Source organism: uncultured Photobacterium sp. (assembly GCF_947502415.1).
In the GTDB taxonomy this organism is placed as follows: domain Bacteria; phylum Pseudomonadota; class Gammaproteobacteria; order Enterobacterales; family Vibrionaceae; genus Photobacterium.
Map to the genome: position 1 here is coordinate 1 of NZ_CANMZV010000022.1, position 19,250 is coordinate 19,250.

The following is a 19,250-nucleotide window of genomic DNA, read 5'->3' on the forward strand; positions in this document are numbered from 1 at the left end:
TCACGTCGCTGGCTTTAGTTGCCGTGCTCCGTATCGGTGAGATGGCATTATAGAGACTTCGATCACGTTGGCAAGGGACTTTTTGAAATAATCTTGCTTTTTCCGCTCAACCGAGCAATTAACGATCAATCGCATCATTTCCCGCTGTAAATCACACCATTCCATCACTATTCTCATCAGAATAAGATAAAAAAGGTTACCATCATGACATCACCACTGCGTTCTTATAAAGGAAACTACCCAACACTCGCACCCAGTACCTATGTTGATGCCTCTGCCATATTGGTCGGTTCAGTTACTCTTGAAGCGGATGCCAGTATTTGGCCTCTTGTCGCCGCTAGGGGAGATGTCAATGACATCACTATCGGTGCGCGATCCAATATCCAAGATGGTACAGTACTGCACGTTAGCCGCAAAACTCCCGACCAACCTGAAGGCCATCCTCTGATTATAGGAGAAGATGTCACTGTTGGTCATAAAGCAATGTTACATGGCTGCCAAGTGGGCAACAGGGTATTAGTAGGGATGGGAACTATCATACTGGATAGCGCAATAATAGAAGATGACATTATCATTGGGGCTGGCAGCCTTGTTCCACCAGGTAAGCGCCTTAAAAGCGGCTATCTGTATATTGGTAGCCCGGTAAAGCAAGCACGACCTTTAAGTGTCAAAGAGCGTGCCTTCTTATCTGTTTCAGCCGATAACTACGTCCGACTGAAAAATGAATACCTAGCCGAGCAGTAGCTCGGTTAGCCAACTTCGATATCACCGTCCTGGTTAAATTCTTCCTCTTCAATCAGCTCTTCCGCCAACTCTTCCAAATCAAAACGGTAAACGGAAAAGGTGGACAAAATATCAGCTTCCTCAATCAACGGCTTATCCACTTCCTTTTGCAACCATGCCAAGCTGACCCAACAGGTGATCAGAGCGCCTGCCTGCTGGGCAGGAAAATTCACCGCCTGTCTGTTACTATCCCAAAGTTGAATGTCGGCAAATAAAATATCTTGGTTCATGTTTATTCCTTCATTATTCGACGTAGTTCTCGCTGCACTTGTCTGGCCCCCGGACGGATCCCGCGCCATAGCATAAAGCTCTCAGCTGCCTGACCGACCAGCATTCCCAGACCATCTAGTGTCTTACCAGCCCCTAGATCTTTCGCCCACCTGTTAAAGATCGTGCTCGCTGAACCGTATACCATGTCATAGCAAGTGACATCAGGGGTAATTAGTTTTTCTGATATCCCAGGCAACTGATTATTTAAGCTGGCTGAGGTCGAGTTGATGATCACATCAAAAGTCGGCGCATCCAAGTCATCCAGCGCCGCAACCTCTACCTCTCCATACTGAGAGAACACCTCGGCTAATTGCGCTGCTTTAGATAAGGTTCGGTTGGTAATAACCAACTGTGCCGGCTGCTTAGCCAGCAAAGGAAGTATGACCCCCCGAGCAGCCCCGCCAGCACCGATCAATAAAATTCGCTTTCCTGGCAACTCAACCTGATGCTGCATTAAATCTTGCACCAAGCCTTCACCGTCAGTGTTGTCACCGAGAATCACACCGTCGTCGAGTTTTTTCAGGGTATTTACGGCACCAGCCAGTTTAGCGCGCTCGGTTAGCTGAGTCGCATAAAGGAAAGCCTCTTCCTTAAAAGGAACTGTAACGTTACAGCCACGTCCGCCAAAAGAAAAGAAATGATCGGCCGCTGCCTTGAACTCATCCAGGGGAACGAGCTGCGCTTCATAGGTCATCGCCTGAGATGTCTGACGTGCAAACAAGGTGTGGATTAAAGGCGATTTACTCTGGGCAATCGGGTTGCCGAAAACAACGTACTTGTCCATGTAGCTATTCCATATAGGTAGAATTTGTCAAAAAATAGGGTCAGTAAACAGGCCCTATCTCTGGCTGAGGCAGGCTCAAACGCTTCGTCAGCGCAATTACCAATCCCGAGGTTTGAGATAGTTTTGGTATAAGTCAGCCTCTGGGCTGCCTGATTCTGGCTCGTAGCAATACTCCCAACGCGCCAGAGGCGGCATTGACATCAAAATAGATTCAGTCCGTCCACCGCTCTGCAAGCCAAATAGAGTACCGCGGTCATAAACCAGATTAAATTCAACATACCGACCTCGTCGGTATAGCTGGAACTCACGCTCTCGCTCACCATACGGGGTAGGGTGGCGCTTTTCGACAATCGGCAGGTAAGCATTCAGGTAGCCATTACCTACCGCCTGCATATAACGGAAACACTTCTCGAACCCCCAGTCATTGAGGTCATCAAAAAAGAGGCCACCGACACCGCGGGTTTCATCTCGATGGGGAAGATAGAAGTATTTATCACACCAGGCTTTATGCTCTTGATAAACATCATCGCCATATGGAGCACAGATAGTTTTGGCCGTATCGTGCCAATACTGGCAATCCTCTGTAAATGGATAGAAAGGAGTCAGGTCGAAGCCGCCCCCGAACCACCATACTGGCTCTTCACCTTCTTTTTCAGCAATAAAAAAACGGACATTAGCGTGCGAGGTCGGCACATAAGGGTTATTCGGGTGGATCACCAAAGAAACGCCCATAGCCTCAAAACTGCGCCCTGCTAACTCTGGTCGATGGGCCGTCGCTGACGCCGGCATCTTGCTACCAAACACATGTGAGAAATTCACCCCGGCCTGTTCAAAGATCCGGCCATGACGCAGCACGCGACTGCGACCACCCCCACCTTGTTCACGCTCCCACTGATCCTGCTCGAAAGCGGCCTTACCATCTTGCTGTTCGAGCGCCTGACAAATGCGCTCCTGGAGATCGAGAAGAAAGGCTTTTACCGCTTGCTTGCTGACTTCTTGCATAGTGATTTCTATCCTTGGCGAAACACGTTCCCTGTTATGGCATCGCGAATTTCAGAAGGGTTATCACGACCACCGGTATTTCCCTGCAAGATAGCAGGCAAAAACGCACCTAACTGCTGTTTTACTTCTTCCGCAGTACGTCCCGGCTCTTGGCCTGTCAGGTTAGCACTGGTCGAAGTCAACGGCTTACCAAATTGACGACATAGTTCCTGTACCAACGGATGATCGGTCACTCGCACAGCAATCGTATCGAACTGACCGGTCAGGAAGTTCGGGACTCCTGGCTTAGTTGGCATAACCCAGGTGACCGGCCCCGGCCAGGTTGCCTGGATCCGTTGTATCTGCTCAGCAGTCAACTGGCTATCATCGACATAAGGCATGAGCTGCTCATAATCAGCAGCTATTAAGATCAGCCCCTTTTCAACCGGACGCTGTTTCAGCGCCAGTAGTTTCTGTACGGCTTGCTCATTGTCAGGATCGCATCCCACACCAAATACAGCCTCTGTAGGATAGGCAACAACCTCTCCCTGTTTCAGAGCAGCAACAACTTGCGCTAAATTTTCCACTTTACCCTCTATTTATAATTCCGGCAGATACCAGATTTAACTATTTATTTACCTATCATACCGAGTCAGGTTCCTCAACTCTACGTTGATAATAGAATGAAACAAAACCACCAACGCAAACGTTTGCCTTGCTGATTGAACATCGTATAATGCACGGCACGAGATGCAATTCATGCCTTCATTTTATGCAACCCTAAGGAGATCGGGATGAAAGTTGGGATTATCATGGGCTCAAAGTCAGATTGGCCAACCATGCTGCATGCTGCTGAAATGCTGGAACGTTTCAATGTACCTTACGAAACTAAGGTGGTATCTGCTCACCGTACTCCACATCTACTGGCTGAATATGCTGAAAATGCCCAGTCACGCGGCATCAAGGTAATTATTGCCGGTGCTGGCGGGGCCGCCCACCTGCCTGGTATGACAGCAGCCTTTACCAGCCTTCCAGTATTAGGGGTACCCGTTCAATCCCGCGCCCTGAAAGGTATGGATTCACTGCTTTCAATCGTCCAAATGCCAAAAGGGGTTGCCGTTGGTACCCTGGCAATCGGCGAAGCCGGAGCCGCCAATGCCGGACTACTGGCAGCCCAGATAATTGGCATCCAGGACAGCAACGTAATGACGGCCATCGAAACGTTCCGTAACGAGCAGACCGATACCGTATTGAACAACCCCAATCCGGCCGAGGACGCATAATGAAAGTATTGGTACTCGGAGCCGGGCAACTGGCTCGTATGATGGCGCTGGCCGGAGCCCCTCTGAACATTGAAGTTCTGGCCTATGATGTCGGTACAGGCCAGGTTGTCCACCCGCTCACTCAACAGCTGAAGATGAAAGGGCTAAATACCGCCATTACCTATGCGGATGTGATCACGGCAGAATTTGAACATATTCCTCATGAAATCCTGAGTATCTGTCAGGCCAGCGGTAAGCTGATGCCAACAACTGAAGCCATCAAGGCCGGAGGGGATAGACGACTAGAAAAAAGACTGCTCGATCGCGCCGGAGTCTCGAACGCCAAATATCAAATAATAGCCAACCGAGAGGATCTGGAGAAAGCAATCGAAATCGTCGGGATCCCTATGGTGCTCAAAGGAGCCCTCGGCGGCTACGATGGAAAAGGGCAGTGGCGGCTAACCTCTCCAGAAGATATCGAACCACTGTGGCAAGAAATAGATGCTTTCATAGCTAGTACCTCAGGGCAAGCAATTGTGGCTGAAGAGTTTATCTCCTTTGACCGCGAAGTATCCCTAATAGGGACCCGGGGCAAAGATGGCTGCATTGCGATCTATCCGCTCACAGAAAACACCCACTACAGTGGCGTACTCAGCCTGTCGATAGCCGACAGGGCGCAAACCAAACAGCAAAACCAAGCCGAAGTCATGTTCCGAGCCATCGCCGATGCCTTAGGTTATGTCGGGGTACTGGCAATCGAATTCTTTGATGTTGGCGGTACGTTGCTGGTTAATGAAATTGCTCCTCGCGTGCACAATTCCGGCCACTGGACTCAACAAGGCGCCGAAATCTGCCAATTCGAAAACCACCTTCGGGCAGTGTGCGGATTACCACTTGGCAGCACTGCACTGGTTCGGCCAACAGCCATGGTCAATATTCTTGGAGAAAACCACCTCGACGATGCAGTATTGGCTCTGCCACAGTGCCATGTTCACTGGTATGGCAAAGAAAAGCGACCGGGACGAAAAATGGGCCACATTAATATCTGCGCCCAATCACCAAATGAACTGAAAGCCAAACTAAATGAGCTTGCCAGACATTTAGACCCCACGACTTTTCCCGCAATACATCAATAGCAATGCACTACTCGTCATGACTCCCAAATAACAACAAGGCCAGCATCTGCTGGCCTTGTTTGATAAAACTCATTAATGATAAGAGCCTAGAGGCTTTATTCCTGGTAAGCGTGGCATTTCCTATCAGCACACTGATATTTAATACCGCTAGCCAGCTTTTTCTCAATCAGCAAACCAAAACTGCACTGCTGACACTCGCCAGCAACAGGCTTGTTATTAATCGCAAAGCGACAAGCTGGATATTGATCACAGGCATAGAACAGCTTGCCATAACGTGACTTCCGTTCCATCAGGTGACCTTTCCCACATTGCGGGCAAGTCAGCTTGGTATCTTCGGCTTTCTTTTCCGGTGATTCGATATGCTGGCAGTCAGGGTAACCAGCACAGCCAATAAACATGCCGTATCGACCTTGTCGCAACAGCAATTCATCACCACAATCAGGGCATGGCTTGCCCAGGTACTTCACAATATGGCCATCATTCTGACTCAGCGATTTAATATAATCACAAGCGGGGTAACCCGCGCACCCCAAAAACGGGCCGCGCTTGCTATTGCGAATGACCAGGTCGCCACCACACTGGGGACAACACTTTTCCTGAGACAAGGCATGTTCATGAGCCGCAAACAGTTGCTCGTTAATTTTTCCAGACATATAACTCTTTCATTCGCCGGCCAGGCTGGTGCGATTAGTGAATATAACCGTCTTCAGCGCCATAAAGCAGCTCTTCCATCTGGCTATAGGCACTTTCGTTACCCGGTGCATTAAACAGCACCATCAGAATAATCCACTTCAGATCATCAAGAGTAAAATCGGCCGTTTCCAACTCCATTACACGGTCAATAACCATTTCACGCGTATCAGCACACAGAACATGGATTTGCTCAAGATAGGTCAAAAAGCCACGGCAGACGGTATCGAGCCGCGTCATTTCCTGAGCGGTATATACACGAATAGAAGTAACAGCACTGTTATTCATGTATGGGGTGTTTTCAGTATCTTGCAATGCAGCCAGCTTCTCTAACCATGTCAGAGCTTTATAGATATCTTCCTGATGAAACCCCGCGCGCAGCAGCTCATCTGAAAGCTCGTCCTGATCGACCAATAGTTCCACATCACTATGGATATAAGTTTCAAACAGGTACATAAGGATATCCATCATAACTAGCCCCTCCTCGTTCTGATATAGCCACCGGGCACTGTTTTGATTACACCGTGCAATTCAAGTTCCAATAATTGCATCATAACTTCATACACGGGTAGTTTACAGCGTTCAGCAACTACATCTACGGGTGTTGCTTCATTGCCTACGTTAGCCAACACCACTGAAAATGGCAATTCTTCATTTTCAGGTTGTGGCAACGGCGAGTTTAACTGGTTATTTTTCACACACTCCGTTAGTACACCTACCTCATCAAATATATCGACCGGGCTTTCTACCAATTTAGCACCAGATTTAATTAATGCATTACATCCTCGGCTACCGGGGTAATGGATCGAGCCGGGTAAAGCAAAAACTTCACGCCCTTGATCCAGGGCATAACGGGCCGTGATCAGAGAACCACTTTTTTCTGCCGCCTCTATGACTAATACGCCAACAGACAATCCGCTGATCACTCGATTACGCCGCGGGAAATTCTGTGGTCTAGGTTTATCATCAGGCCAAAACTCAGAAACCAAAGCCCCTTGTTCAACAATCTGGCTAGCCAGTTCACGGTGGCGGGCAGGGTAGATTTGCTCCAATCCGGAACCCATCACGGCAATAGTCGCACCGCCATTTTTCAAAGCCCCGTAATGGGCCTGACCGTCAACACCCAATGCCAAACCACTGGTTACAACATAGTTTGCCGCCACCAGAGCAGCAGCAAACTCATAGGCCGACTCTCTGCCATCAATACTGGCAGAGCGGCTGCCAACAACCGCCAACTGCGGCTCATGAAGCCAATGCGACTCACCACGGACAAATAACAACGGCGGTGCCGAAGCGATTTCTTTAAGCAGGGTAGGGTAACCAGGAGAGTCTAAAGTCAGGATGACGTGATCTGGTTTCTCAGCCCACGCAAGGCAACGGTCAATGCGCCGGGCTCTCGGCTGTTGCAAACGGGCAATTTGAGCAGGCTTAAGTCCAATAGCCAGCAATTGCTCCGCCGGCATCTGACACAGTTGAGAAGGAGAAGCATACTGCAATAACTGACTGATCCGGTTTCCCCCAAGGTACGGGACGTCAGCCAACGCCAACCAGCTATCAAGATCGCTCATGACGCCACACCAGGGAGCAAGACCAATCGCCTAAGTTCAAAGTGTGGTCCGTGGAGGCAGTGCCAACACACCAGAGCAAAATGGCTCGCTAGCTCGGGTAACCACAGCCAGGCTAAAATGCTCATAGGGCCGGAGCACCATCAACTCGCCAATAGCAACATCACTTAACTGAAACTGATTACTGAACAAACTGCCGCTCCGGTCTTTATAACGATAATCACCCTTGCTTCCTTTAACAACCGCTCCTGAGCGGTACAACTGCAAAATATTCCCGGCAGACAGCTGATCTAAATGGCCGCGGTCAATCACAACCACCTGTGAAGTCGCAATATAATTATGTCCCTCCAGATGACCCAAGACCTTAGCTTCAAGCCCCGCAGGCGGTGGCGATGGCGCAAAACTCAGATCCATCTCGGCTCCCGGAAGCGGTGCTGGCAGCAACACATCATTCTGGCGAATTTCCTCACGCAACTGACCGATAATTACCCGGCTAATGTCATCCTGACTCTCGGTCACCTTTACCCTGGCGATCTCCTTTAACGCCAAAACCCGCATTTTCTGCTCACCTTCATCAGTTTCCTGCGTACGGCTAAATTCGGTATCCGGCCGATACACCCACCATTTCTCTCCCTGCACCAAGGTACTATCCACCCAAACAGCGTCGCTCGGAGACATATAGCCTTTATTGCTGCTATCTCCCAAAATCCGCGGCAGACGTTCAAGTTTAGATGGCGTCAGCAACTTGTGCTCAGCCAAATAAGGCAGCATCAGCGACTCCTGCAGGGTCGTGATTGGCGAGCGTTTGATACGAATGCTGGGCGACAGCTTAACCGATTTTTTGACCCGAAGCCGAGGCTGCCCATCAACCCACACCAAGTGCAGTTTATCTCCCGGATAAATCAAATGCGGGTTCTTGATATAGGAATTAGCCTCCCATAACCGAGGCCATAACCAGGGATTAGCCAGAAAATGCTTTGAAATATCCCACAAGGTATCGCCTTTTATTACGGTATAAACAGATGGAATATATTTCTTGATGATTGGCTGAGGCTGGCTAGCCCAACCGAGTGAAGCAAACAAAACTAGCGCGAGAAATAAGACGGGCTGTCTCATGCTATCTTCCTTGAACAAAATCATGGCACTGCAGGTCACCACCTGCAAATTACACCCCCTCCTGTAAAGACGGCAGATACCGACTATATTCAGGCTGAGACAGGCAGGTTGTCACTGGCCCATTAATATGTCCACGTACACATAACAACGCCCCATGACTTTTCGGGGCAGTTCACTATTCCCTTGTCCGCTTTTCATCAACTGAAGCTGAAATTTGCTTTCAGCTAACAATTTAACCACAGTCCCAAAGCACTCAACAGTGCAACGTCAGGTTGACAGTTATCGGGGGAGGGACTACCAAATCCCGTCGAGTGCTGTTATTTGATCTCTAAAATGACTAGAATTAGAGCAAATAAGCTACGTTAGTTTTTAGCACTGTCTATTTTTACGAGTACCTATGTCTGTATTGCAAGTATTAACATTCCCTGATGAGCGCCTTCGTACCGTTGCCAAACCGGTAGAAAAAGTAACGCCTGAAATCCAAAAAATCGTCGATGACATGCTTGAAACTATGTATGACGAAGAAGGGATCGGCCTTGCCGCAACCCAAGTTGATGTTCATCAACGTATCGTTGTAATCGACCTGTCAGAAGAACGCAATCAGCCAATGGTACTTATCAATCCGGAAATCACCGACAAACGTGGTGAAGACGGCATTGAAGAAGGCTGCTTGTCTGTTCCTGGCGCTCGCGCTTTGGTGCCGCGCGCCGCAGAAGTCTCCGTCAAGGCCCTAGACCGTGACGGTAACGAATTTACCTTTGACGCTGAAGATCTGCTGGCAATCTGTGTCCAGCACGAGCTTGACCACCTGAAAGGCAAGCTATTTGTTGACTACCTGTCGCCACTAAAGCGCCAGCGTATCAAACAAAAAATGGAAAAAATGAAGCGTTTCAACGAAAAAAACCAATAATCGAGGCTACCTTGAGCAAACCGTTACGTATTGTTTTTGCTGGTACCCCAGACTTCGCCGCCCGTCACCTGGCGGCGTTGTTGTCTTCACAGCATGAAGTTATCGCCGTTTACACCCAGCCGGATCGCCCGGCCGGCCGCGGCAAAAAATTAACCGCCAGTCCGGTAAAAACTATTGCCGTTGAGCATGATATCCCGGTCTACCAGCCAGCATCGCTGCGCAATGAAGAAGCCCAGCAGGAGCTGGCCGCACTGAATGCCGATATAATGGTCGTAGTGGCTTACGGCTTGATATTGCCGACCGAAGTGTTAGAAACGCCAAAACTGGGCTGCATCAACGTCCACGGTTCAATTCTGCCTCGCTGGCGTGGCGCAGCACCTATCCAGCGTGCAATCTGGGCCGGTGACAAAGAAACCGGCGTTACCATTATGCAGATGGATGAAGGCCTGGACACCGGCGATATGCTGAAAATTGCCACCCTACCAATCGAAGCGACAGACACCAGTGCAGTTATGTATGAAAAGCTGGCCGAACTGGGACCAGTGGCACTGATTGACTGCCTAAACGACATCGCCGCAGGTACTGCTGTACCGGAGAAACAGAACGACGAACTGGCTAACTACGCCAAGAAACTGAGCAAAGAAGAAGCAAAAATCGACTGGTCGATGGATGCGGTAGCAATTGAACGCTGCATCCGCGCCTTCAACTCATGGCCGATGAGCTACTTTGTTGTTGCTGAGCAAAACGTCAAAGTCTGGCAGAGTCAGGTCGAAGTCGACAACCAGAACCAGGCGCCAGGTACTATTCTGGCCGCAGACAAAAACGGTATCTTGGTTGCCACTGGCGAGGGCGCACTACGCCTGACCGAGCTGCAACCCCCGGGCAAAAAAGCCATGAAAGCGCAGGATCTACTTAACTCCCGCCGCGACTGGTTTGAACCCGGTACCGTACTGTAATGATCGAGCCAGTGCTTGCACTGGCTTTTCTTTTCCGCCCAATGGAAACGAAACTATTCTGACGTAAATGCTTCATGCACATCACTTTGATGCGTTTACGGAAACAACTTCAGGAAACTCGAATGAATGTAAGAGCCGCTGCAGCCAAGGTGATCTATCAGGTTGTTGACCAGGGCCAATCCCTTTCCAACGCCCTGCCTGCTGCCCAGCAAACGATCCGAGATCGTGACCACGCCCTGCTACAGGAGATCTGTTATGGCGTATTGCGCTGGCTACCTCGTCTGGAGTCTGTCACCAACCAACTGATGGACAAGCCCCTAAAAGGCAAACAGCGTGTATTTCACCATCTGATCCTAGTCGGCTTATACCAGCTGGGGTATATGCGAATTCCGGCCCATGCCGCCGTAGCTGAAACAGTTAACGCAACTAAAAACCTGAAAAAGCCTCAGCTGCGCGGCTTGATCAATGCGATACTGCGTAACTACCAGCGCCAACAGGAAGAGCTGGACGCGAAAGCACAAGGCAATGATGCCGGTCGCTACGGCCACCCGGGCTGGCTGCTGAAACTACTTAAACAGAGCTACCCGGAACAATTCGAATCCATCGTTGATGCCAACAACACCAAGGCGCCAATGTGGCTGCGTGTCAACCGCCGCCACCATAGCCGCGATGAATACCGCGAGCTACTGAACCAAGCAGGTATCGACACCGATATCCACCCTGAAGCCCAGGATGCCCTTCGCCTGCACAGCCCTTGTGATGTCAGCAAACTACCCGGTTTTGCTGACGGTTGGGTATCTGTTCAGGATGCTGCTGCGCAGCTCTCGGTCGAATATTTAACGCCACAAGCCGGTGAACTCATTCTGGACTGCTGCGCCGCTCCGGGCGGTAAAACCGCTCATATTATGGAACGCCAGCAAGACACCCAAGTAGTTGCCATCGACTGCGACGAGCAACGTCTGTCTCGCGTCCACGAGAACCTGAAACGCCTGAACCTTAATGCAAAAGTACTGTGTGCCGATGCCCGCTATCCGGAAAAATGGTGGCAAGGGGAGCAATTCGACCGCATCCTGCTTGATGCCCCATGTTCGGCGACCGGCGTGATCCGCCGTCATCCTGATATCAAGTGGCTGCGTCGTGCCGAAGATATTGATGCCCTGGCACAGCTGCAGGCCGAAATCGTCGATGCCATGTGGCAACAGCTCAAGCCGGGCGGCACCTTGGTTTACGCGACATGTTCCATCACTCCGCAAGAAAACAGCGAGCAAGTCAAAGCCTTCTTGTCCCGCACTACTGATGCCGAATTAATCGGCAGTGATGCGGAACAACCTGGTCGTCAGATCCTGCCAGGTGAACATGACATGGACGGTTTTTACTACGCCGTAATCCGTAAAGCCCAATAAAAAGCTAAATCTTTTAAAATCTGAGTTTCCCGGGATGGCCTCAGGCCACAAGCGTAGTAACCTTAAGCAGAGTAAATAATCAGGCACATATGCTATGAAAATTATCATCCTTGGCGCTGGCCAGGTCGGCGGGACGCTGGCCGAAAACCTGGTTGGTGAAAACAACGACATCACCATCGTCGACAAAGATCCCGAGCGCCTGCGCGAACTACAGGACAAATACGACCTACGTGTCGTTCAGGGCTTTGCCAGCCATCCCCGTACCTTACGGGAAGCTGGCGCACAGGATGCCGACATGCTGGTTGCCGTCACCAACTCTGACGAAACCAATATGATTGCATGCCAGATAGCCTTTACTCTGTTTAACACCCCTAACCGGGTGGCACGTATCCGCTCGCCGGAATACCTGAGAGAGAAAGAGCAGCTATTCCAGTCCGATGCTGTGCCAGTCGATCACTTGATTGCACCGGAGGAGCTGGTCACAGGCTATATCGAACGTCTGGTCGAATATCCGGGCGCCTTGCAGGTAGTCGGTTTTGCCGAAGACAAAGTCGGCCTGGTTGCCGTTAAGGCCTATTACGGCGGACCGCTGGTCGGTAATGCCCTGTCAGCCCTGCGCGAGCACATGCCTCATGTCGATACCCGGGTCGCTGCGATTTTCCGTCAGGGACGTCCGATCCGTCCGCAAGGCACCACCATTATCGAAGCCGATGACGAGGTCTTCTTCGTCGCTGCCAGCAACCATATCCGTTCGGTTATGAGTGAGCTACAGCGACTGGAAAAACCATACAAACGCCTGATGATCGTCGGTGGTGGTAACATCGGTGCCGGTCTGGCCCGTCGCCTAGAGCAGAACTACAGTGTCAAACTGATTGAGCGAAACCCGGAGCGGGCAGAAAACCTGTCCGAAATGCTGGAAGATACCATCGTCTTCTGCGGTGATGCCTCCGATCAGGAGCTGCTAAGCGAAGAGCATATCGAGCAGATCGACGTATTCATTGCGGTCACCAACGATGATGAAGCCAATATCATGTCGGCGATGCTGGCCAAGCGGATGGGAGCCAAGAAAGTCATGGTGCTGATCCAGCGCGGTGCCTATGTCGACCTGGTGCAGGGCGGTACTATCGATATCGCGATTTCACCACAGCAGGCGACGATCTCCGCCTTGCTGACCCATGTGCGCAAAGCCGATATTGTTAACGTTTCCTCACTGCGTCGCGGGGCAGCCGAAGCCATCGAGGCCATTGCCCACGGCGATTCCACAACCTCGAAAGTGGTCGGCCGGGCGATTGGCGATATCAAGCTACCACCGGGTACCACCATTGGTGCCGTGGTTCGCGGCGATGAGGTACTAATTGCCCACGATCGTACCGTTATCGAGCAGAATGATCACGTTGTGATGTTCCTGGTCGACAAGAAATATATCCCAGACGTAGAGCGCCTGTTCCAACCTAGTCCGTTCTTCCTGTAGTAGTTATGGTCAATTACCGTCCCATTTTGTTTGTAATAGGGCTGGTCTTATCCAAGATCGCCCTGTTTATGTACGTCCCGACTCTGGTGGCTTTTTTCACCGGAACCGGGGGATTTATCGATTTTGCAACCGCCGTCCTGATCACTCACTCGGTGGCCTTCCTGTGCCTGACATTCGGCCGGACAGCTGAGTTTAAACTGGGGGTGCGGGATATGTTCCTGATCACCACCCTGGTGTGGACCATCTCCAGTGCCTTTGCAGCGTTGCCATTCGTGTTTATCAATCACATCAGCTTTACCGATGCCTATTTCGAGACCATGTCGGGGATCACCACCACAGGTTCCACCGTACTCAGCGGGCTCGATAACATGGCGCCGAGTATCTTGCTATGGCGTTCTACCTTGCAATGGCTTGGGGGGATCGGCTTTATCGTGATGGGGGTGGCAATCTTACCGATGTTGAACGTCGGTGGTATGCGCCTGTTCCAGACAGAATCATCCGACTGGTCCGATAAAAGCTCACCGCGAACCAAGAACGTGGCCAAAAACATTGTCAATGTGTACCTGACCCTGACCGGGCTGTGCATTCTTGGCTATCTGATGGCCGGGATGAATACCTTCGATGCCATCAACCACGCCTTTACCACGCTGTCGACCGGCGGCTACTCCACCTCAGACGGCTCGATGAATCACTTCTCCAATACTGCCCATTGGGTAGCTATCGTGTTCATGTTTGCCGGTGGCCTGCCGTTCCTGCTGTTTGTCCAGGTCCTGCGCAAGAAAGAAGCCACAGCCCTGCTCAGCGACGCCCAAGTCCGGGGATTCACCTTACTGGTACTGAGTGCCGGACTGGCTGTCGCACTCTGGCTAACCTGGAAACTGAACTACCGTTTCCTTGATGCATTCCGGGTCTCGCTATTCAATATCATCTCGGTCGTCACCACCACCGGATTCGGGCTTGATGACTTCACGTCATGGGGGCCTTTCCCGACCATTATTTTTGCCTTCATCATGCTAGTTGGCGGCTGCTCGGGCTCAACCGCCGGCGGTGTCAAAATCTTCCGCTTCCAGGTTGCCTTTGCCCTGCTACGCAAGCAGATGATGCAGCTTATCCATCCATCCGGTGTTTTCATCCAGCGCTACAATGGCCGTCCAGTTACCGACGGAATTGTCCGCTCGGTTGTCGCCTTTGCCCTGACGTTCATTATCACCATCGTGATTGTGGCCGCAGTGCTCGGTATGCAGGGACTCGATTCGATCACCAGTATTACCGGGGCCGTAACTGCGGTCGCCAATGTCGGACCGGGAATGGGAGAAGTGATCGGCCCGACTGGCAATTTTGCCTCTTTGCCAGATCTCGCCAAGTGGACCTTAAGTTTCGGCATGCTGATGGGAAGGCTAGAAATCCTTACCGTCCTGGTCGTATTTTTTCCGGCCTTCTGGCGAAACTAAGCCAAATAGGAGGAGGCTTCACAGCCTCCTTACAGCACAATCCATAATGGGATTTATCTCCAATAAGATAAACAACTACAGTTGATACTCAACCAATAACATTTGAATCATTTCACAATCAGTAAAACTAATGAATAATTAACCAGCCAATGGTTTTATATTATTACTAATAACTATTTTTTAAATATGCATTAGTTCCAATCTTGAATAGTAATCTAATCATCTCATTTATTATCTTATTGTTTACTAAGTGTAGGGATACACCTTATGTCAGCATATGCTCACCGAGCTTTAAATCAACGGCAACGTCAAAAGCAGATACAATGCGCCCTTGAAAAAATCAACATACGATGATTCAAATGAATGCAAACGAATTTATTGACTTTGTAATCAATGTAAATCGTTTAAAAGGCATGAGCAGAACACAATCCATTGAATATATTAGCCATACTCTAAAAAAGGAAAAAATCATATCTGATACTTGGGAACAACATAAAGGAGCCTTAAAGACTAGCTCCGGACTAATACCACTAACAATAGATGTTCAGGTACTAGGAGCTATAGCTCTGGAAATGAAGCGTAGCGGTAATACTTTTGCTAAATACCAAATAAAAACCTACAAGGGTAACCCCAAGGTCATTTCTTTTAGCATTGGAAAATTAGGTGTGAAAAATGCCATTAAAGGTGGTTTTATTACCACTATCATCATTTCTGTAACTTTCCATGCCTTTGAGCAAATGTTAAATGACCAAGCGACATGGCATGATTTCATCGGAGGGCTTGCTGTAGATGTGGGTGTTGCTGCAGTCTCTTCCGGAATAGCTTGGGGCTCGATTGCTACCTATGTTGGAGGTACGGCTGCCATGGTTGCGGTTGGTCCTATGCTAGCTGTCGTGGTTGTTGGAGGTGCTTTAACTCTTTTTACCTCTGCTTTCATTGATTCAGATTCCTTGTCAAAAAGAATATCAGATAGCCTCCGAGATCTAGAAGAAGACACTCGAACAGGGTTAGCCAATATCCAAAAAGATATTAAGCAAGCTGAGCACCAATATACTTACGATCCTGTTGGCTTTATGCACCGTTTGTTTGGTATTCCTTATTATGGCAGAAGGTATTGATATGCCTGATTCACCCGTTCAAATCCCATCAATTCCGCTCGGGAAAATCATTTTTTTCCTGGTGTTACTATGTGTAATAGTAACGGGATATGGCTATGCACTAATTGAAGAGATAGAAATCCTGAGTCGCACAGGGGAACAACCTGTAGCTTTAAAAGTACGTTCTGTAATACCACCATTCTTATTCATGATGCCAGCTTTTTTTGTTCTGATCTTTGGCCTTTGGCAACGATTACTTGGACGTTTTTCTAATCACAGGCAACAACAGGGGATAATGGTAATTATTTGTTGTTTTCCTTTATTTATACTGGCGTGGTGGCTCTACTACTGGCAACTAAACAACTGGCTTGAAGACAAGGGATATACCTCATGTGCCTGGTATACAGGGGCAACTCTGGGAGCCCCCACCATCTGGTTAAAAGCTTCAGGTTATTGTATTGAAGAAGGGTATCCGGTACGGACTGAACTGCTGGATTGGCTAGAAACACAAAGGCAACAAGGAGTCACACCGACTGTTGAGGAATTTAAGCTACATCAGGAGAAAATTTTTACACAGTACCAACGAAAGTATAGCCTGTAGTGAGTTCATAAAAAGCCGCTCATCACACAGCTCACTAAAATATTACCCATCAAAAATGACGGCGGTAGGTACTCTCTTCAATACTTTTAAAAGCTTTATTCTCTTCTACTGGGATTAACATAATTCATACACATAACCTAGACCATGCCTCAGCGTTAACTTCAATTGGCTGAGGCTTGGTGGTAATCAAATACCTGCATATTTGAAAAAGGCGATTAAACCGGGTGGACATAGAAATAAATCGCCAGGAAGTGACAGACCGTCCCGCCTAATACAAACAGGTGCCAGATTGCATGATTGTAAGGTACCCGTTCATTGACGTAAAACACCACACCCAATGAATAAATGATGCCACCGGCGGCCAACAAAACTAATCCGCCAGTCGATAGCGACAACGCCAGCTGGTAAATCGCCACCAGGGAAAGCCAGCCCATCGTCAGGTACGTTGCCAGAGACAGTCGTTTGAAGCGGTAGACAAAAATAATTTTCAGCACAATCCCGATCAACGCTAAGCCCCAGATCACCGCCATCAAGGTGATTGCTAACGGTGTTCGTAACGAGATCAACAAAAAGGGAGTATAAGTACCGGCAATCAGCAGATAGATGGCACAGTGGTCAAAAGTCTTAAGCGCGCGCTTGGCCCGCTCGAAGGGAATAGCGTGGTATAACGTCGAAGCTAAGTACAGCAGGATCATACTGCCGCCATAGATACTCAGACTGGTAATACTCAACACATCCGCATTGGCTTCCAAGGCCTGATTCAGCAACAACACCAATCCAACGATGCCGAAAATCATTCCTAATCCATGGCTGATGCTATTTGCCACTTCCTCTGCGACAGAGTACTCAGACTCAGCTACTGCAACACTTTTGGCCATCTTTTTGCCTTCCCATAATAGAGTTAAAGCTCAATAGATGAGCAGTATGGCACATTTGGCTTACAGGTGTAAGCTGAAAGTAAAGAATAAATGTAAATTATTCTTATTGTAATCTGTTAATCATGACAGGCAGGAAAAAGAAACGGAGCCTGAGGCTCCGTCTTTATGATGATCGTGATTTGGCTTATTTCAGCAGGTCAATGGTTGCCTGACGGGCCGCTTCGGGATCCCGAGCGAAAATACCATCAACAATGCGCTGGTGAATCTCAAGTTTAAGCAGGCGATCACGGGTAATAACCCGGAAGTAATTTTCAAACACAGCCTTGAAAATATTACCGAACGGGCTGATAAAGTGGTTGCCCGATGCAAAATAAATTAACTGATGGAACCGGGTATCCACTTCAATCCACCTTTCCTGATCAAAAGATTCGCCCAATTTATACATCTCTTCCATCAGCACCTGTAACTCGGCACGATCTTCATCACAAGCATGGATTGCTGTTAGCGCTGCCGCTTCCGGCTCTAGGGTAATACGTACCCGCTGAAATTCTTCAACCAACTCGTTATGGTGGTCAAAGCTCAGCCACGCCAACAAATCCTGATCTAGGTAATTCCAGTTTCGCTTCGGCAATACCCGAGTTCCAATCCGCGGGCGAGGCAGCACCATGCCTTTAGCCGCCAGCATCTTGATAGCTTCGCGCACTGCCGTCCGGCTGACGCCATATATCTCGCCCAATTCCATTTCACCCGGCAAGATATCACCCGGAGTAATTTCACCTTGTAAAATTCTCTGGCCAATCGACTCAGCCAGTTTATAAGATAAATTGCGATTAGTGACTAACCGCTGCTGATCCCGTTCCATTCATTCCCTCCCGGGCTATTTTTATAATAGTTGCCAGCTACACGCATTAGACCATAAAGCATCCGTCGAGAAACGGCTAATCTTCACAGTTGCCAATGAGACTAACATTTTCTCACCATTAACCCAGCCGATTCAGGTTGATGCATAATATTGCCTGGTTACTATTTGCTCGACTTTACCCCCTACAGCTGCTATTCTCGCGGCGAAAAAAATCAAACAGTCCAATATTTCCGCATAGGATCGGCTTTGCCAGCAAAACAATAAACTGCGGTTATATTTTTTTAATTATGGCCACGGATGCGCCTGACTATAGGTGATTAATGCGCCCTGCATCTTCCGTCAGGTATGTTACTACCCGTCGTAGCCCATCTCGTTTACGTGCAACCTCTCACGCACCGACTTTCAAAGCGAAGTCTGCGCCCAAACATGTTGCCGATGTGCGTACGATAGCCACACCAGAACCGATGATCACAAGCGTCCATTCAAAGAATGAACACGCCGCCTGATCCCGGCTCACGCAACTAACTAAGGCAGTCTCGTGGCTGCCTTTGTTTTTTCCACCTCATCAACGCTGTTTGTATCATTATCTGGTTTGCGTTAATTTACCCACAATAAAATGATGACAATAGAATCGCCGACGATTCATCCAGCCTAAATTGTGGAGTTAACTATGAAGACCCATCGCGTCAATGAACTGATTGAGCTACTGCATCCAGAATGGCAAAAAGATCCAGACCTGAACCTGGTCGAATTCCTGCTAAAACTTGCGGAAGAAGCCAAGTATCACGGTAAGCTAGAAGATCTGACTGACGATGTCCTGATTTACCACCTTAAAATGCGTAACAGCGACAAACAGGACATGATCCCAGGCATCGCTAAAGATTGCGAAGACGACTTCAAAACCGCAATCCTACGCGCGCGAGGCATTATCAAATAACACAGCCTGTGAAATGGCTGGGCTCACTGCTCATGTGTCCAGCCAATAGCTCCCTTTGACCTCTCAACCTCCGCCCTATCTCCGGCACTTCACGCCG

At 49.2% G+C, this 19,250-nt stretch carries 22 protein-coding genes; 12 read left to right on the forward strand and 10 right to left on the reverse strand.

Annotation, left to right across the window (positions count from 1 at the left end; all coding sequences use genetic code 11):
* The first annotated feature begins 204 nt into the window (after nucleotides 1-204).
* A complete protein-coding gene (locus Q0852_RS18795) occupies nucleotides 205-744 on the forward strand; it encodes a gamma carbonic anhydrase family protein (RefSeq protein WP_299020639.1) in 540 nt (179 codons plus the stop codon).
* A gap of 5 nt (nucleotides 745-749) precedes the next feature.
* On the opposite strand, the gene Q0852_RS18800 is transcribed toward Q0852_RS18795, so the two are convergent.
* The 4 genes from Q0852_RS18800 to tsaC all read right to left on the reverse strand — a co-directional run bounded on the left by Q0852_RS18800 (nucleotide 750) and on the right by tsaC (nucleotide 3,405).
* Entirely contained in the window at nucleotides 750-1,013 is a 264-nt protein-coding gene (locus tag Q0852_RS18800; protein ID WP_299020641.1) for a DUF1488 domain-containing protein, read from the reverse strand.
* Between the two features lie 2 nt (nucleotides 1,014-1,015).
* Nucleotides 1,016-1,837: a shikimate dehydrogenase gene (aroE, locus tag Q0852_RS18805; protein ID WP_299020644.1), complete on the reverse strand. Its 822-nt coding sequence runs from the start codon at nucleotides 1,835-1,837 to the stop codon at nucleotides 1,016-1,018.
* 96 nt (nucleotides 1,838-1,933) lie between these two features.
* Nucleotides 1,934-2,839: an oxygen-dependent coproporphyrinogen oxidase gene (hemF, locus tag Q0852_RS18810; protein WP_299020646.1), complete on the reverse strand. Its 906-nt coding sequence runs from the start codon at nucleotides 2,837-2,839 to the stop codon at nucleotides 1,934-1,936.
* Nucleotides 2,840-2,847: 8 nt separating this feature from the next.
* On the reverse strand, nucleotides 2,848-3,405 hold the full coding sequence (gene tsaC / locus Q0852_RS18815) for an L-threonylcarbamoyladenylate synthase type 1 TsaC (protein ID WP_299020651.1): 558 nt from the start codon (nucleotides 3,403-3,405) through the stop codon (nucleotides 2,848-2,850).
* Between the two features lie 207 nt (nucleotides 3,406-3,612).
* Between tsaC and purE the strand changes: the two genes are divergently transcribed.
* Together purE and Q0852_RS18825 are read left to right on the forward strand one after the other, a co-directional pair.
* A complete protein-coding gene (gene purE / locus Q0852_RS18820; protein ID WP_299020653.1) occupies nucleotides 3,613-4,101 on the forward strand; it encodes a 5-(carboxyamino)imidazole ribonucleotide mutase in 489 nt (162 codons plus the stop codon).
* Nucleotides 4,101-5,216, forward strand: a complete 1,116-nt coding sequence (locus Q0852_RS18825) for a 5-(carboxyamino)imidazole ribonucleotide synthase (RefSeq protein ID WP_299020656.1) — start codon at nucleotides 4,101-4,103, stop codon at nucleotides 5,214-5,216. The genes purE and Q0852_RS18825 overlap by 1 nt, the downstream gene beginning before the upstream one ends.
* Before the next feature lie 95 nt (nucleotides 5,217-5,311).
* Here Q0852_RS18825 and Q0852_RS18830 read toward each other — a convergent pair whose 3' ends face one another.
* From Q0852_RS18830 to Q0852_RS18845, 4 genes are read right to left on the reverse strand one after another with little or no spacing between them, the layout of a single operon-like run.
* The gene (locus Q0852_RS18830) at nucleotides 5,312-5,869 is read right to left on the reverse strand and encodes a topoisomerase DNA-binding C4 zinc finger domain-containing protein (protein WP_299020658.1); all 558 of its coding nucleotides are present in this window, start codon (nucleotides 5,867-5,869) and stop codon (nucleotides 5,312-5,314) included.
* A gap of 34 nt (nucleotides 5,870-5,903) precedes the next feature.
* Nucleotides 5,904-6,377, reverse strand: coding sequence for a DUF494 family protein (locus tag Q0852_RS18835; RefSeq protein WP_299020660.1), 474 nt, complete (start codon nucleotides 6,375-6,377; stop codon nucleotides 5,904-5,906).
* A gap of 2 nt (nucleotides 6,378-6,379) precedes the next feature.
* Nucleotides 6,380-7,474 carry a DNA-processing protein DprA gene (dprA, locus tag Q0852_RS18840; RefSeq protein WP_299020662.1) on the reverse strand — a complete coding sequence of 365 codons (1,095 nt, stop codon included), beginning with the start codon at nucleotides 7,472-7,474 and terminating at the stop codon, nucleotides 6,380-6,382.
* 36 nt (nucleotides 7,475-7,510) lie between these two features.
* Complete coding sequence (locus Q0852_RS18845) at nucleotides 7,511-8,587, reverse strand: LysM peptidoglycan-binding domain-containing protein (RefSeq protein WP_299020664.1); 1,077 nt, start codon at nucleotides 8,585-8,587, stop codon at nucleotides 7,511-7,513.
* Nucleotides 8,588-8,984: 397 nt separating this feature from the next.
* Here Q0852_RS18845 and def point away from each other — a divergent pair, with 397 nt between their 5' ends.
* From def to Q0852_RS18880, 7 genes are all read left to right on the forward strand, one after another.
* Nucleotides 8,985-9,497: a peptide deformylase gene (gene def, locus Q0852_RS18850; protein ID WP_299020666.1), complete on the forward strand. Its 513-nt coding sequence runs from the start codon at nucleotides 8,985-8,987 to the stop codon at nucleotides 9,495-9,497.
* Between the two features lie 11 nt (nucleotides 9,498-9,508).
* Nucleotides 9,509-10,453 (forward strand): methionyl-tRNA formyltransferase, encoded by a 945-nt coding sequence (fmt, locus tag Q0852_RS18855; RefSeq protein WP_299020668.1) that lies wholly within the window; start codon nucleotides 9,509-9,511, stop codon nucleotides 10,451-10,453.
* An 89-nt stretch (nucleotides 10,454-10,542) separates the two neighbouring features.
* Complete coding sequence (rsmB, locus tag Q0852_RS18860; RefSeq protein WP_299020913.1) at nucleotides 10,543-11,856, forward strand: 16S rRNA (cytosine(967)-C(5))-methyltransferase RsmB; 1,314 nt, start codon at nucleotides 10,543-10,545, stop codon at nucleotides 11,854-11,856.
* Nucleotides 11,857-11,950: 94 nt separating this feature from the next.
* Nucleotides 11,951-13,327, forward strand: coding sequence for a Trk system potassium transporter TrkA (trkA, locus tag Q0852_RS18865; RefSeq protein WP_299020670.1), 1,377 nt, complete (start codon nucleotides 11,951-11,953; stop codon nucleotides 13,325-13,327).
* 5 nt (nucleotides 13,328-13,332) lie between these two features.
* On the forward strand, nucleotides 13,333-14,778 hold the full coding sequence (locus tag Q0852_RS18870) for a TrkH family potassium uptake protein (RefSeq protein ID WP_299020673.1): 1,446 nt from the start codon (nucleotides 13,333-13,335) through the stop codon (nucleotides 14,776-14,778).
* 359 nt (nucleotides 14,779-15,137) lie between these two features.
* Nucleotides 15,138-15,896: a hypothetical protein gene (locus Q0852_RS18875; RefSeq protein WP_299020676.1), complete on the forward strand. Its 759-nt coding sequence runs from the start codon at nucleotides 15,138-15,140 to the stop codon at nucleotides 15,894-15,896.
* Complete coding sequence (locus Q0852_RS18880; protein ID WP_299020679.1) at nucleotides 15,880-16,476, forward strand: hypothetical protein; 597 nt, start codon at nucleotides 15,880-15,882, stop codon at nucleotides 16,474-16,476. Before Q0852_RS18875 ends, Q0852_RS18880 begins: the two co-directional genes overlap by 17 nt.
* A gap of 215 nt (nucleotides 16,477-16,691) precedes the next feature.
* Here Q0852_RS18880 and Q0852_RS18885 read toward each other — a convergent pair whose 3' ends face one another.
* Complete coding sequence (locus tag Q0852_RS18885; RefSeq protein ID WP_299020682.1) at nucleotides 16,692-17,354, reverse strand: hemolysin III family protein; 663 nt, start codon at nucleotides 17,352-17,354, stop codon at nucleotides 16,692-16,694.
* 184 nt (nucleotides 17,355-17,538) lie between these two features.
* A complete protein-coding gene (locus Q0852_RS18890) occupies nucleotides 17,539-18,216 on the reverse strand; it encodes a FadR/GntR family transcriptional regulator (protein WP_299020685.1) in 678 nt (225 codons plus the stop codon).
* 320 nt (nucleotides 18,217-18,536) lie between these two features.
* Here Q0852_RS18890 and Q0852_RS18895 point away from each other — a divergent pair, with 320 nt between their 5' ends.
* Together Q0852_RS18895 and Q0852_RS18900 are read left to right on the forward strand one after the other, a co-directional pair.
* On the forward strand, nucleotides 18,537-18,722 hold the full coding sequence (locus Q0852_RS18895) for a hypothetical protein (protein WP_299020688.1): 186 nt from the start codon (nucleotides 18,537-18,539) through the stop codon (nucleotides 18,720-18,722).
* Between the two features lie 164 nt (nucleotides 18,723-18,886).
* On the forward strand, nucleotides 18,887-19,153 hold the full coding sequence (locus Q0852_RS18900) for a YihD family protein (protein ID WP_299020690.1): 267 nt from the start codon (nucleotides 18,887-18,889) through the stop codon (nucleotides 19,151-19,153).
* The last annotated feature ends 97 nt before the right edge of the window (nucleotides 19,154-19,250 follow it).

Bases quoted from the DNA above. Each gene is read 5' to 3' on its own strand.
- Q0852_RS18795 (WP_299020639.1), top strand. From the start codon at position 205: ATGACATCACCACTGCGTTCTTATAAAGGAAACTACCCAACACTCGCA.
- Q0852_RS18800 (WP_299020641.1), bottom strand. From the start codon at position 1,013: ATGAACCAAGATATTTTATTTGCCGACATTCAACTTTGGGATAGTAAC.
- aroE (WP_299020644.1), bottom strand. From the start codon at position 1,837: ATGGACAAGTACGTTGTTTTCGGCAACCCGATTGCCCAGAGTAAATCG.
- hemF (WP_299020646.1), bottom strand. From the start codon at position 2,839: ATGCAAGAAGTCAGCAAGCAAGCGGTAAAAGCCTTTCTTCTCGATCTC.
- purE (WP_299020653.1), top strand. From the start codon at position 3,613: ATGAAAGTTGGGATTATCATGGGCTCAAAGTCAGATTGGCCAACCATG.
- Q0852_RS18825 (WP_299020656.1), top strand. From the start codon at position 4,101: ATGAAAGTATTGGTACTCGGAGCCGGGCAACTGGCTCGTATGATGGCG.
- Q0852_RS18830 (WP_299020658.1), bottom strand. From the start codon at position 5,869: ATGTCTGGAAAAATTAACGAGCAACTGTTTGCGGCTCATGAACATGCC.
- Q0852_RS18835 (WP_299020660.1), bottom strand. From the start codon at position 6,377: ATGATGGATATCCTTATGTACCTGTTTGAAACTTATATCCATAGTGAT.
- dprA (WP_299020662.1), bottom strand. From the start codon at position 7,474: ATGAGCGATCTTGATAGCTGGTTGGCGTTGGCTGACGTCCCGTACCTT.
- Q0852_RS18845 (WP_299020664.1), bottom strand. From the start codon at position 8,587: ATGAGACAGCCCGTCTTATTTCTCGCGCTAGTTTTGTTTGCTTCACTC.
- def (WP_299020666.1), top strand. From the start codon at position 8,985: ATGTCTGTATTGCAAGTATTAACATTCCCTGATGAGCGCCTTCGTACC.
- rsmB (WP_299020913.1), top strand. From the start codon at position 10,543: ATGCGTTTACGGAAACAACTTCAGGAAACTCGAATGAATGTAAGAGCC.
- trkA (WP_299020670.1), top strand. From the start codon at position 11,951: ATGAAAATTATCATCCTTGGCGCTGGCCAGGTCGGCGGGACGCTGGCC.
- Q0852_RS18870 (WP_299020673.1), top strand. From the start codon at position 13,333: ATGGTCAATTACCGTCCCATTTTGTTTGTAATAGGGCTGGTCTTATCC.
- Q0852_RS18875 (WP_299020676.1), top strand. From the start codon at position 15,138: ATGAATGCAAACGAATTTATTGACTTTGTAATCAATGTAAATCGTTTA.
- Q0852_RS18880 (WP_299020679.1), top strand. From the start codon at position 15,880: ATGGCAGAAGGTATTGATATGCCTGATTCACCCGTTCAAATCCCATCA.
- Q0852_RS18885 (WP_299020682.1), bottom strand. From the start codon at position 17,354: ATGGCCAAAAGTGTTGCAGTAGCTGAGTCTGAGTACTCTGTCGCAGAG.
- Q0852_RS18890 (WP_299020685.1), bottom strand. From the start codon at position 18,216: ATGGAACGGGATCAGCAGCGGTTAGTCACTAATCGCAATTTATCTTAT.
- Q0852_RS18895 (WP_299020688.1), top strand. From the start codon at position 18,537: ATGCGCCCTGCATCTTCCGTCAGGTATGTTACTACCCGTCGTAGCCCA.
- Q0852_RS18900 (WP_299020690.1), top strand. From the start codon at position 18,887: ATGAAGACCCATCGCGTCAATGAACTGATTGAGCTACTGCATCCAGAA.